Raw genomic sequence first — 13,941 nt, 5'->3', positions numbered from 1 at the left:
TTTAATAAATTCATAAAAAACCTTTACCCCTTTAGAATTGACTGAGACAGAGTTTATCAACCCATAGGTATAAGTAACAAAGCCTGGATAACCGTAACCACTATTTGAATGGATAATCCCAAAGGATTCTGACTAAAGACTAGTTGACTAACTGGAAGTCCAAAATTACCCGAGTTGACCAACACAATACTGTTTTTAAAATTAGCAGACATACCTTTATCAAGTTTTATTAATTTTGAGATTAAAGAACTTACGATCATTAATGCCACACACAAGGTTAATTGGAACCCTATGACCTGCAATAATATTTTTCCATTGATCTCACTTTCATAGATATTAACAAAACCGACTGTCGGGATAAAATAGTAAGTTGTGATCTTTGACAAAGTATCTAAGTTAAAATGAAACTTCCTATGAAAAAATATACCCATCCCCATTAAAACAAACACTGGAAAGATGACATTTAATAAAATTAGGGTTAATACATCCATCTCAATCAATCCTATACTAATGTTTTATCTTGGAGTTTTATCTTGGAGTTATATCATTATTATTATTTATATTCTTTCCTTTCCTGTAAGAGAAGAAAACGGAAGCAAATACAATGATAAAAAAGCTAATTAATAAACCTAGAGTAATAGGACGTGTAACTAAAAAACCTAGACTTCCTTCAGATAACAATAAAGATTGACGTAAAGTCTTTTCAGCTAGAGGAGCGAGCACTAGTGCAAGCACAACTGCAGCTGGAGAGTATCCATACAGTTTCATAAAGAATCCAATTACACCTGCAATTAATAAAAACCATACTTCAACAATATTGCCATGTAAACTAAATGTACCAACAATACAAAGAATGATAATCGCTGGAAGGATTAATTTATATGGAATATCTAAAAGTTTCACAAATAATGGAATTGCCACAATGTTAACTAAAAGCAACATCATGTTTCCTAAATACATACTTGTTATTAAGCCCCATGAAAATTCTGGATTTTGTTCCATAAATAATGGACCTGGTGTAAGTCCCCACATAAGAAAGGCACCTAATAAAACAGCAGTTGAACCAGAACCTGGTATACCAAGTGTTAACATCGGAACCATCGCCCCTGCTGAAGCAGCGTTGTTCCCCGCCTCTGGAGCAACTAATCCTGGCATATGCCCTTTTCCGAATTTTTCTGGAGTTTTCGAGACCTTTTTCTCAAGAGAATATGCCATAATTGATCCTAGAGTTGCACCCGATCCAGGAAGCACTCCTCCAATAAAACCTAAGATCGATCCACGAATTAATGTAAATTTACTTTCAATAAAATCCTTTGCATCTGGCCAAAAACCCTTTCCTCCAAATGTTACCTTAATTCTATCTTTTTTCTCTTCCCGATGGAGACCACTATGAATACAATATAATAATTCACCGATACCAAATAATCCTATTGCAATAACAACAAAATCAATGCCACCTATTAACTCTGGAGAGCCAAAGGTATATCGCTGTGCACCTGTAATGATATCTACCCCGACAGTGGATATAGCAAATCCAAATAGGGCCGAAATAAGACCATTCAATTTATTTTCACCCATCATTGTTGTTAACAACAACAACCCTAATGCAATGATCATAAAATACTCTGGCGGCCCAAAGCTCGATGCAAGATTTGATAAGGATGGAGCAAATGCGCATATTAAAATAACTCCAATTGTACCTCCCACAAATGATGCAACTGCCTGCATAACAAGTGCTGGGCCCGCCCTTCCATTCCTAGCCAAAGGATAACCATCAATGGTAGACGCTACTGTAGCCGCTTCACCAGGTGTGTTAATTAAAATGGAAGTGATGGTTGCTCCGTACATTGATCCATAATAGATACCAGCAAGCATAATAATTGCTGTTGTTGGTTCCAAACCAAACGTCATCGGTAATAAAATAGCAATACCTGCAGAAGGACCAAACCCTGGAAAAATACCTACAACCATACCCACGAACACACCAATTACTAAAAACAATAAATTATGGGGCGAAAAGGCTACTGATAGTCCTGTTGCTAGGTTTGAAAACAATTCAGTCATAAACGTCTCCCCTAACTCAACATTATATTCCTATATCGATAATCCCTTTAGGTAATCCGGCATTAAGCCATTCGAATAACATATACATTAAGACTGGAAATATCACACTGTATAATGCATTTTGTAATAGCTTTCCACGATTGTATATAAACAAAATGCCAAGCATAAACAAAATCATTGACAGTAGACCACCTAGGAATTTGAAAATGAATACAAAGATAATTGTCACGATAATTGTCCATAAAATTTCTTTACCGAAATTAATTCCACTTGATTCAATCTTCCCATTCTTCTTCATTTCTCTAAGATCTTTCACAACATTTACAGCGGTAGTTAGGATTAAAAAACTACCTATTACAACTGGAAAAAATCCCGATCCAGGCCTTCCTGCTGCGGCCATAAATTTTAGAGTAGTTAAACCATAGATAGTAAACATTAATGAAAAAACAAAAAATGCTATATTTAACCAAAATCTCATTAATCATCATCCTAAATAATTTATTTAGTTATGGCAACGGGAACTTCAATTCACCGTTGCCACCTAATCTATAGATTAATTAATAGATTGATTTGACTATTCCATTGCACCAGATTCTTTAAGTACTCTCTCGAAAGTTGCAACAGTTTCGTCCATATAAGTAGAAAATTCATCGCCGAATAATGTATAATCTGTCATCGTATTATTATCTAAATAAGCTTTCCATTCGGGAGTTTCTACAACTTTCTTTAAAGTGTCCACCCACCATTGACGAACCTCCTCTGGTACATCTTCTGGCAGGTATACAGCTCTTGGAATCGAAAAACTGAAATCATAACCTGATTCAATAAAGGTTGGAACTTCTGGTAATTTAGGATTGCGCTTCTCAGCTGAATATGCAATTGCTCGCAAATCACCAGATTCTATCTGACCTAATACTTCAGAAGGATTAGATACCATAACATCCACACTGCCAGACAACACTCCTGTTACCAACTCTCCTGCTACTTCAAACGGAACATAGTTAAAAGTTGTATTTGCAGATTCTTCTAGCAAAGATGTAACAATTCGATCCGGACCATATGCCCCTGTACCACCTAAACTAATCTTTTTTTCTTTTGATGCTTTAATTAGATCTTCAAGTGTTTCATATTCTGAGTCAGCATTTACAAGCAGTACCTGATCATCAGAGGCTAAAAGTCCAACTGGTGTAAATGTTTTATGATCATACTCAGTTTCCGATACTAGTGGTGTTGTAATAAAGTTCCCACTTGTTGTTGTGATATAGTATGGATCACCTTTTGCGTTATTTTTAAAGTACGTATAACCTATTGCACCACTTCCACCTTCCATGTTTTCAGGAACGATTGTCTCAGGATAAAGCTCATGCTTTTGTAATACGTCAATAATTGTACGTGAGAACGTATCACTGCCTCCTCCTGGACCGAATGCAATAAGGAAATCTAATTGTTCACTAGGATAGTTGCTAATATCAAATTCCTCTGAACCTCCACTACTTTCACCTGTAGCCTCCCCTGAAGTACTATCTTCTCCACAAGCTGCCAATAGAAGAATTAACCCTAGAACTAATAAGAACTGTAAACCATTTTTTACCCTTTTCAATCGAACCCCTCCTTAATTAATCTTGGAATTTGTACATTTGTAAGCCTTTTCAATTAAATATGCAAATTCCAACAATAAATAAAAAATAGAAATCTTTCTTGCATCCCCCAAAAATTTTTTTAGCTTAAATATCTTTCTTTCATTCCTTTGAAAAATCGTTAGTTAACTACTATTCCCCAATTCATACTACACTCCTACTGTTTTCAAATACTCTATAGATGCTTTAGCTTCTCGATAACTACTTGTTCCTTGTGAAATTTCAAGAGTTATATAATTTGAATAATTAATAGCTCTTAATGTGTTAATAATCTCTTTAAAATTCATTTTATCGTTACCAGGTGCTTGGCGATTACTATCTGCAATATGAATATGAATAAAGTGATCTTTTGCATTAAAAAAGTTATTACTAATTGATTGATCTTCAAAGTTCATATGATAAACATCAAGCATAAGGGATAGGTTTGGTAGATTTAGATCTTTCACAAATCTAAGAGCTTCTTGTGTTCTATTTAAATTGTTTATAACATCACTATTTTGAGGCTCTAGTGCAACATTAACTTGATATTTCTCAGCATGTTCACATATTTGTTCTAAAGATTCACACATCCATTTCCATGATTGATCTGGATTATTTTTATTAATATTGCCTCTTAGTTTTCCTACAAAAACCTGTTTCCCAAAATGTGATGCAAACTCAATAATTTCCTTTGTTCGGTTAACAGCTTCTTTCCTTATTACCTTTTCTTCATCAGTAAATGTTAGCTTATCATCACTAACAACAGGCCCTGTTCCAATTCCAGCTATTTCAATTCCTGTCTTAATAACTGATCTTTCAAATTGCGATGAATCAATCAGTCTAGGATTACGAATAAATAGTTCTACTGCAGAATACCCTAGTTCTTTAAGAAGTTTGAACACTTCTTCCTCATCTCCACGATAGCCTAAAAGGGGAGCCATAGTTTCCTTTGTACCAAAAGGATAAGCTAACTTCAAAGTCTTCCCTCCTCATTTTTTAAAATTAGACTAAATCACATCATTCCATTCTTTGATTTCACCTCCTATACATTTTTGAAAGGGTATTCATATTTCCGAATGGAGAGTGAAGTAGATCTATAATTAACGGTAATACAATTTCACATATAAATAAAATATATATATTTTATAAACTAGCATAGAAAAATTCTATATATATTAGTCAGAAATAATGTTTTTTTTAAAAGATAAGAAATGTTGACTTAGCAAAAGTTTGGGTGCAAGGGCACAGCAGTCGAACTTAAAGGTATAAGTATTGTATACAAATAACAAATAAAATTAAATTTCCCATAAAAATATCTAGTTATATAGTCATTCTTAATGGGCTTGTTAACGTTTTATTATTGTAACAGATTATCTTTATTAAAGATTTACACAACTCTATTGCTTTAAATCACTCTTTCACTAAAATACTACTATTTTCACCTCTTCGTGACCATATCACCACTGGAACCAGTAATAAAGATAAAATCCCTCCTGCTAATGATAACGTTAGATAACTAGAACCTGCCACGACCATTCCAGACAAAGCTCCGCCAGCAGCTCCTGATAACGCAATTAATACGTCAACTGTACCTTGAGTTTTAGCTCTTGTGGAAGTTTTTGTGGAATCAACAATAAGCGCAGTTCCACTTATCAAACCAAAATTCCATCCTAATCCAAGTAAAGAAAGAGAGATTACTAAAAGAACCATTGAATCCCCCGGTGCAAATGCTCCTATTATACCTGCCAACAGCAGTGTTGCTCCAGAAGCAATAGCCATCGCGGTACGCCCCAATTTATCAACAAGAATACCAGTAAACAAAGAAGGGAGATACATCGCACCTATATGAAAACCAATAACAAGACCTACTGCACCCAAGCTATGTCCATGATGTCTCATATGAACTGGTGTCATTGTCATAAGAGCAACCATGACAATTTGAGTAAGCACCATAATCGTTGCGCCAACAATTACGCCTCTTTTGTTTTCTATATTTCCAGCTGTTTCCAAACTTGCTTTATCACTAGAATCTAAGTTGGACGCTTCTATCGTTTTTGCTATAAGTAATGGATCAGGACGAAGCATGATGAACAGGACAATACCTGCTAAGATGTATGCTGCTCCTGCTAAAATGAAGGGACCTGCAAGTGATGGAACGCCAATAGAAAGGGCAAAATCCCCCATCACATTCACTAAATTTGGACCTGCAACCGCACCAAATGTTGTAAAAACCATTGTCGTACTAATAGCAGTTGCTCGCTGTTTACGATTCGCTAAGTCAGTCCCTGCATAACGTGCTTGTAAATTTGTTGCTGATCCTGCACCATAAACTAATAGGGAAGTAAATAGAAGGAAAACACTATTTATGATTGCAGCAATTATAACTCCTATGGCTCCAAGTCCACCGATTATAAAACCCGCTGTCAGACCGAGTCGACGTCCAAACTCCTGTGAAAGTCTCCCAACAAATAAAGCTGCTCCTGCTGACCCTAAAGTAAGTAATGCTGAAGGAAGCCCAGCGAACGCTTCAGTACCGAGCATTTGCTGAGCAAGAAGTGCCCCCACAGTGACTCCAGCAGCTAACCCCGCACCACCAAAAATTTGTGAAATACTTACAACAAATAATGTCCTCTTGTATAACATTTTTCGTTTTTCGGCAGAAAGCAACGAATCTGTTTTGTCGTCTAACACTTTTAAACTTTTTTTCTGTAACATAATCTTCCCTACCTTTCTATAAAACCTCCAACTAGATTTTGAATCATCATACCACGCACAAAAAAGACCATACAATATAATAATTGTATGGCAAACAATATTAGGTAACATTATTTAGCAAACGTTTCAGGATCTCCAATCCTCGCTCAAGCTCCTCAAGCGTATTTGGTGCACACACAGAAATCCTTACTGCTCTATCTGGACTACTATTTCCAACGACAAAGCGTTCTGCCGCATACACTTGTACTCCCTCTTGTGCTGCCAATGTTTCAAATTCAGCACCTGTCATCTTCCCGGGAAGTAACAACCAACGAAAGATACCTGTTTCAGCACCTAAACACTTATAATCTGCAAAATACCGGTCTACGATTCTGTTTCTGCGAATAGCTTGTTCTTGATGACCCTCAATTAAGAGTTCAAATTGGTTCGATACAATTGTACGTGCTGAAAGTTCTGCTAATAGCGGAGAAACTGTGATATTTAGATTATATAGCGCCTTTGAAATAGGTTCCTTATACTGATTCGGCACTGCAACATAAGCTAGTCGTAAGCCTGGTGCTAATGATTTAGATAAACTTGCAATATAGATAACCTGCTCTGGAGCAAATGATGCAACTGCTGGAAGTGGTTTTTTACCCAGAAGATGGTACGATGCATCTTCTATCACGAATTGTTTATACTTTTTTGCTATAGCTGCAATACTTTTACGATTCTCAACAGACATAAAGGTAGCTGTGGGATTATGATAATCTGGAATCAAGTAAATTCCTTTAATGTTTTCATTTTTACACGCATATTCAAAGGACGTTGGACTCATTTCATAGTTCTCTGATTTTATCGGTACTATTTGCACACTAAGCATTGATGCAACTGTTTTTAAGCCTGGGTATGTATGATGGTCAACTCCAATGCGATCTCCTGGCTTACAAAGACTTGCCAAGGTTGCAGCAATCGCATTTTGAGCTCCATTTGCAAATAAAATGGACTCAACGGTTGTTTCAAACCCACCTCTTCGAATTAGCTTTACAGCTGCATCCTTTTGCCAATGGCTTTCGCCAGCCCGACCATACCCAAACCATTTTTCATAATCTGCCTCTTGTACCATACTTTTTAGTTGAAGTAGCAGTGGCTCAAAAGAAGCATTATCTGGTAGTGTTGCCCCCATTTCAATTAAATGCTTCGGCTTTGTATCTTCAAGTAAGTATGCATTCGATAACGCATCATACGATACAAATGTACCACTTCCTACAGATGCACTTAACAAGTACCTTTAACTCACAAACCTTAAAAGCTTTTGAAATGGTACTTAAATTCAAATCCAAAAAATCAGCCAGTTCTCTTTGTGGAGGAAGTTTTGTTCCTGGTAATAAAACGCCATTTACTATATCCTGTTCCAATTGTCTCGCAAGAGCTTTATAAATAGGTTTTTCATTCTTATTAATTGATGGTTTCCAGCTCATCGGATAGTTTTCAAAAGAATTAATAGGCATCGTATGCATCCTTTTTTCTCACAATTATATGATTGTGCTGGTTATAATACAATTATAATTTTCAATAAGAAAGGCATGAACTATAATGTTCACGCCTGTTAGTGGAAGATTGTAAATGTTTATTTGATTAAACCGGGCCCTCGTCAAAAAACACCCATTCAACAGTTCACCTTAAATTTTAAATTGTGCTACTTGTTTGTATAAGGTTTCAGCTGATTTGGCTAATCGATCAGAACTTGCTGCAACCTGCTCCATTGAGCTGCTTGTTTGTTGCACCGATGCAGCCGTTTGCTCAATTCCTGCTGCTGCTCCTTCCGCAACTGCAGCAATTTCTTCAATAGATTTATTAATCTCATCACTATTGTCCTCTATCGTGCTAAGATTTCCTGAAATGAATTGCACACCTTTCGTCATTTCCAATAAAGCTTGATTAATTTTTTCGAATGTCTCGCCCGTTGTTTTAATTTGATTTGTCCCCTTTTCAACTTCCGTATAACCAGCCTGTAAAGAGTCTGTCATTTGAGTAGACTCAGATTGAATATTCCCTACAATGCGAGTAATATCCGCCACAGAGAAGGACACCTGTTCTGCAAGTCGTCTCACTTCATTAGCAACCACTGAAAAGCCCTTGCCATGTTCTCCTGCTCTCGCTGCTTCAATTGCAGCATTCAAAGCAAGTAGGTTCGTTTGATCAGCGATATCCTTAATTACTCCAACGAGTATGGAAATTTCTTCTGACTGCTTTTCTAATGTTTTCACTTTTTCTACCGCTTCTTCCACAATTGAATGAATCGTACCCATTTGCTGAATAGAAGTAAACATTAATTTACTTCCCGTTTCTGTCAAATCAATCACATGCTGGGAAGATTGATATACCTCTTTCCCACTATGACCTGCTTCGTTTATCTTTCCGGAAAAAATTTTCATTGCAGACGCTAAATCGCTCGTTGTATGGGCCTGTGCTTCTGAATCTAAAGACAGCACCTGCATTGTTGCCGCAATCTGACTGCTTCCTTCTTTTACTTCAAATGCAGATTGTGTTAGTTCTTCACTTTGAGATGATACAGATTCTGAGACTATATGAATTTCTTTCAAGAGTCCTTTGATATTGTCACTCATTTGGTTAGTTGCTGAGAATAATCTCCCAATTTCATCGCGAGATTTCGTCTCGATAGGCTGTTGGCTTAGATCTCCTTCAGCAAGTAAGCCCATTCGATGTGTAACAGTTTGAATAGGTTTTGAAATGACGGAGGACATATAAATAGCTATAAAAATACCTATAACTGCAACAACAACAGAAACGACCAACCCCATCGTAATGTTTGATTCATTATTAAAAAGTAGGTTATCACCAGCTCCTTCAATCATTTTTTCTCTATTATTAATTAGATATTTATAACCGTTCATGATTTCGTTTGCAGTTACCCGAACAGCTCCCTCTAAATTCTCCTTTGCTAACTCTACATTTCCACTTTTGTACACTGCAAACACTTCGTCATTAACACGTTGTTCCCATTCTAAGCTTTTTGCTACTAATTGCTCAAAATCCTCCGAGTCATTAATTTTCAGTGCTGTTTCCTCAACCGTTCTACTTTTTTCCGAATACACATTAAATTGATCAATATATTCTTGTTTTCCTGTTAACACATATCCTCTTGCTAGCCCAATTCGTTCTGCCATGTTTTGACCTAATGTTTCATTAGCTATTAACAATGGAATTTGGTGGTTAATTATATTCTTCGCATCAGAATTAATTGATTTAGAAGCCATAAAATTATAGGCACCAAAAGCGATTGTTAACAAAATGACAAGTGAGAATCCAACTAGTATCTTTGCTCTTATCGAATTCAACTTAAATCTGTAGAAAAGCTTTTTCTTCATACTAACACCCTCTTCCCCTTTATACACAAATACCCCTTGTCCCTCATGGACAAGGGGTATTTCCCCATCAACTATTAAGCTCTTTGTTTACGTGTCATTACGTCAAAGATTACCGCAAGTGCAAGAACTCCACCACGAATCATATATTGAGGAGCGATCCCAACACCTAATAAGTTCATACCATTTGTTAGTGTAGCCATAACAATTGCACCTATTACTGCTCCTGTAACTTTACCAACACCACCAGCAGCGGAAACTCCACCAACGAATGCTGCAGCAATCGCATCAAGCTCAAATAATGTACCAGCTGTTGTTGTAGCTGATTGTAAACGTGCTGTGAATAAAATACCAGATAAAGCTGAAAGCATACCCATTGAACCGAATACTAAGAACGTAATTTTGCTTACGCTGATACCTGTAAGGTGTGCCGCTTCTGGGTTACTACCTACTGAATAAATATGACGTCCGATTACTGTTTTTGTTGTAATGAAATGATACACAAGTACAACAACAAGAATAATAATAACTGTCCATGAAAAACCATTGTATCCAGATAGCAACCAAGTAATATAAGCCATAATTCCTGAAACAAACAGTAATTGCAGGATAAAAATAGGCTTTGATACAACATCAAATTCATATTTGATTTTGTTTCGACGATTTTTTATTGCACTATAGATATAGAATAAAATTCCAACTAAACCAAGAAGCAGTGATAGTAAATGAAAACCTCCTACTTCAGCAATGGAAGGAATATATCCATTACCAATTGCATTAAACGCATCATTATCAACAATGATTGTTCCTGATTTTTCTGTTGCTAATAAAATAGCACCACGATAGATCAACCAACCAGCTAAGGTTGCAACGAATGCCGGAATTCCAACTTTAGCTACTAGAAAACCTGTAGCCGAACCAGCACATATTCCAAGAATTAGGATAATTGGAATGACGATAAAAACTGGCATGTTAAATTGCATTAAAAGAATGGCTGCTATTGCCCCGAGAAATCCGGCTAAAAACCCGATCGATAAATCAATATGTCGAATAACGATAACAAGCATAACACCCACAGCTAGAACCGCAATATATCCTGCTGAATCTAGTAAGTTACTAATATTTCGAGAGGACATGAAAAGTCCATTTGTAAGTATTTGAAACGTGATCATAATAACAATTAGTGCGATGTACATCCCATAATCACGAATATTATGCTTTACTAATCCCTTTAGCTCATTAATATATTTCATACTTTTTGCCTCCTATTGCGTCGCAAGTTCCATGATCTTTTCTTGGCTGGCTGCATCTGATGATAATTCACCTTTGATTTCTCCCTCAGCCATTACATACACGCGATCGCTCATACCAAGGACTTCACCAAGCTCTGATGAAATCATGATGATACTCATACCTCTATTAATCAGTTCATTCATAACTGTATAAATTTCAAATTTAGCACCAACATCAATTCCTCGTGTTGGCTCATCTAAGATCAATAATTTAGGACCTACAAACAACCATTTTCCTAATGACACCTTCTGCTGATTACCACCACTAAGGTTTCCAACAAGTTGTTGTAAAGAAGGTGTTTTAACCCCTAGAGATTCTCTATATTGTTGTGCAATGACATTTTCTTCATTTTCATTAACAACTCCATTTGAGGAGATCTCTTTCAAGTTTCCGATTGAGATGTTGCTTTTTATATCTTGTTGTAAAAACAATCCGTCACCTTTACGATCTTCTGTTACATAAGCAATTCCTGCTTTAATGGCTTCACTTGGGTGTTTAAATTTCCCAGGCTGTCCTTCAATAAATAAATCACCTTGAATTTTATAGCCTGCAGCGTTTCCAAAAATACTTAATGCAAGCTCTGTTCGTCCTGATCCCATTAATCCTGCTATTCCAACAATTTCTCCCTGTTTTACGTGTAAATTCACGTTATTAGCAACATTTCGTCCAAGCTTTGGATCATACGCTGTCCAGTTCGATAGTTCAAGAACATTTTCACCGAAGGCTTTCTTTGGACGTTTCGGATAAATATCTTCTATTTCACGGCCCACCATGTTTTTGATTATGGCATCCTCGGTAATTTCACCTTTTGATCTTTCTAACGTACAAATCGTTTCACCATCACGTAACACTGTTGCCTTATCGGCAATCGCAGTTACCTCTTTTAATTTGTGAGAGATCATGATTGATGTGATCCCTTGCTTTTTTAGCTCTAATAATAATTGCAATAAATTTTCACTATCATCTTCATTTAGTGCTGCTGTTGGTTCATCTAAGATTAATAATTTAACTTTCTTACTTAACGCTTTTGCAATTTCTACTAATTGCTGTTTCCCTACACCTAAATCTTTAATTAAGATTTCCGGATTTACTCTTAAACCAACTTTGTCTAACATCTTCTTCGCTTCAACAATGGCTTTGTTCCAATTCACAACGCCACCTTTTTGAATCTCATTACCTGCAAAGATATTTTCGTAAACAGAAAGATCAGGGAATAAAGCCAATTCTTGATAGATAATAACAATTCCCACATCTACGCTATCACTTATTTTGTTAAACCTTTGAACTTCACCGTTAAAAACGATATCTCCTGAGTAGTTTCCGTATGGATATACACCGCTAAGCACCTTCATAAGAGTTGACTTACCGGCTCCATTTTCACCTACTAAAAAGTGGATTTCTCCTCTTTCCACTTTAAAATTGACATTAGAGAGCGCCTTCACACCTGTAAATTCTTTTGATATCTGGTTCATCTCTAAAATATAATCGCTCATCTTTCTGCCTCCTTAACCAGACAACTTTACAAATGAGTGTTAGACATAAGTCTAACACTCATTTCTTAACATCTATTTTTCTATTATTCTAGTCCAGTGAATTCACTAGCATCATAGTAACCTGAATCAACTAATTCAGCTTTTACGTTTTCTTTGTTCACAACGATAACATCAGTTTGTTTAGCATTTACATCAACACTACCGTTGTTATAAGTACCAGTTGTTTCTGGCGTATTTCCATCAAGAATGTCTACTGCCATACCCATTGCATCTTCAACAAGTGTACGAACATCTTTGAATACTGTCATAGATTGTTTATCATCAATAATGTATTGGACAGAAGCTTTTTCAGCATCCTGACCAGTGATTACATAGCTTGAAACAGCACCATCTGAAGCAAATACATCAGCGATTGAACGAGAAGTACCATCGTTTGGAGCAAGAATTGCCACGTCACCTTTTAAGTCAGCACCTGCAGCTGTTAAGTTTGTTTGCGCTTTATTTTTAGCTTCGTTTGGATCCCAGTTTGTTGTAACCTGACCTAAGATTTTCCCTAACTCGTCACGAGTAAGAGTTGCTTTGTCTTTTAACGCTTCCGCTTCACTAGAGTTAGCGATTACAAAAGTACCATCAGCAATTTTTGGTTGAAGAACGTTCCAAGCACCTTCGAAGAATAAGAATGCATTGTTATCAGATGCTGCACCAGCAAATAAGTAAAGTGGAATTCCAGTACCTTCTGCATTGTCAACTAAATATTGACCTTGTGCTTCACCTACAGCCACACTGTCAAATGTTACATAATAATCAACTGCATCTGTGTCAGTGATTAAACGGTCGTAAGAAATAACTTTAATTCCTTCTTCTTTTGCTGCTTCTACTGCTGAACCAGCTGCTGCACCATCATGAGGTGCGATAATTAGAACATCGATTCCTTTACTAATTAACGTTTCTACGTTTTCTTTCTCCTTTGCAGAAGAACCTTGGCTGAATAAAATTTCAGTTGTATATTCAGAGTCTGCTAGAGCTGCTTTAAATCTTTCTTCGTCTTGAACCCATCTTGGCTCATCCTTTGTTGGTAATACGATCCCAACACTTACTTCACTACTGCCGCCGCCAGTGCTGCCACTGCTACAAGCAGCTACGAAAGTTAATAAAATACCTATTAATAAGGCCATTGTTAATTTAAACCCTTTTTTCATTACTATTTTCCCCCTCTTATCTTTGTTGGAAGTGCTTACAAGTAAAATATATCACCCGTAATTGGTTATGAAAACACTTACTTATAGTACTATTTTGGTATCTATCTGTACTTTTTCAACATGGGGATATGGATCTAGTGTAGGGACTAGGATATGCGGAAGTACCTATGTCATATTTGAGCATGATCTACCA

10 protein-coding genes and 1 pseudogene are annotated in these 13,941 nt (G+C 36.4%); all 11 read right to left on the bottom strand.

The window, feature by feature from the left end; all coding sequences use genetic code 11:
• Nucleotides 1–56: 56 nt before the first annotated feature.
• The 11 genes and pseudogenes from MVE64_RS27825 to MVE64_RS18660 all read right to left on the bottom strand — a co-directional run bounded on the left by MVE64_RS27825 (nucleotide 57) and on the right by MVE64_RS18660 (nucleotide 13,748).
• Nucleotides 57–491 (bottom strand): AEC family transporter, encoded by a 435-nt coding sequence (locus MVE64_RS27825; RefSeq protein ID WP_345740654.1) that lies wholly within the window; start codon nucleotides 489–491, stop codon nucleotides 57–59.
• A 37-nt stretch (nucleotides 492–528) separates the two neighbouring features.
• A complete protein-coding gene (locus MVE64_RS18705; protein ID WP_247340211.1) occupies nucleotides 529–2,064 on the bottom strand; it encodes a tripartite tricarboxylate transporter permease in 1,536 nt (511 codons plus the stop codon).
• Between the two features lie 22 nt (nucleotides 2,065–2,086).
• Nucleotides 2,087–2,542, bottom strand: coding sequence for a tripartite tricarboxylate transporter TctB family protein (locus tag MVE64_RS18700; RefSeq protein WP_247340210.1), 456 nt, complete (start codon nucleotides 2,540–2,542; stop codon nucleotides 2,087–2,089).
• Between the two features lie 96 nt (nucleotides 2,543–2,638).
• Complete coding sequence (locus MVE64_RS18695; protein ID WP_247340208.1) at nucleotides 2,639–3,664, bottom strand: Bug family tripartite tricarboxylate transporter substrate binding protein; 1,026 nt, start codon at nucleotides 3,662–3,664, stop codon at nucleotides 2,639–2,641.
• A 186-nt stretch (nucleotides 3,665–3,850) separates the two neighbouring features.
• A complete protein-coding gene (locus tag MVE64_RS18690; protein ID WP_247340206.1) occupies nucleotides 3,851–4,657 on the bottom strand; it encodes a sugar phosphate isomerase/epimerase family protein in 807 nt (268 codons plus the stop codon).
• Nucleotides 4,658–5,090: 433 nt separating this feature from the next.
• Nucleotides 5,091–6,398 (bottom strand): MFS transporter, encoded by a 1,308-nt coding sequence (locus tag MVE64_RS18685; protein WP_247347152.1) that lies wholly within the window; start codon nucleotides 6,396–6,398, stop codon nucleotides 5,091–5,093.
• Nucleotides 6,399–6,495: 97 nt separating this feature from the next.
• A pseudogene (locus MVE64_RS18680) lies at nucleotides 6,496–7,885 on the bottom strand (aminotransferase-like domain-containing protein).
• A gap of 171 nt (nucleotides 7,886–8,056) precedes the next feature.
• Nucleotides 8,057–9,766, bottom strand: a complete 1,710-nt coding sequence (locus MVE64_RS18675) for a methyl-accepting chemotaxis protein (RefSeq protein WP_247340204.1) — start codon at nucleotides 9,764–9,766, stop codon at nucleotides 8,057–8,059.
• Between the two features lie 74 nt (nucleotides 9,767–9,840).
• Entirely contained in the window at nucleotides 9,841–11,016 is a 1,176-nt protein-coding gene (locus MVE64_RS18670; RefSeq protein ID WP_247340198.1) for a sugar ABC transporter permease, read from the bottom strand.
• Between the two features lie 12 nt (nucleotides 11,017–11,028).
• The gene (locus tag MVE64_RS18665) at nucleotides 11,029–12,549 is read right to left on the bottom strand and encodes an ATP-binding cassette domain-containing protein (RefSeq protein WP_247340197.1); all 1,521 of its coding nucleotides are present in this window, start codon (nucleotides 12,547–12,549) and stop codon (nucleotides 11,029–11,031) included.
• An 83-nt stretch (nucleotides 12,550–12,632) separates the two neighbouring features.
• Complete coding sequence (locus tag MVE64_RS18660) at nucleotides 12,633–13,748, bottom strand: sugar ABC transporter substrate-binding protein (protein WP_247340194.1); 1,116 nt, start codon at nucleotides 13,746–13,748, stop codon at nucleotides 12,633–12,635.
• Nucleotides 13,749–13,941 lie beyond the last annotated feature (193 nt).

The organism is Metabacillus endolithicus, assembly GCF_023078335.1.
GTDB lineage: Bacteria > Bacillota > Bacilli > Bacillales > Bacillaceae > Metabacillus > Metabacillus endolithicus.
The sequence above is the reverse complement of the archived record's forward strand: the minus strand, read 5'-3'. Positions and strand labels throughout refer to the sequence as shown.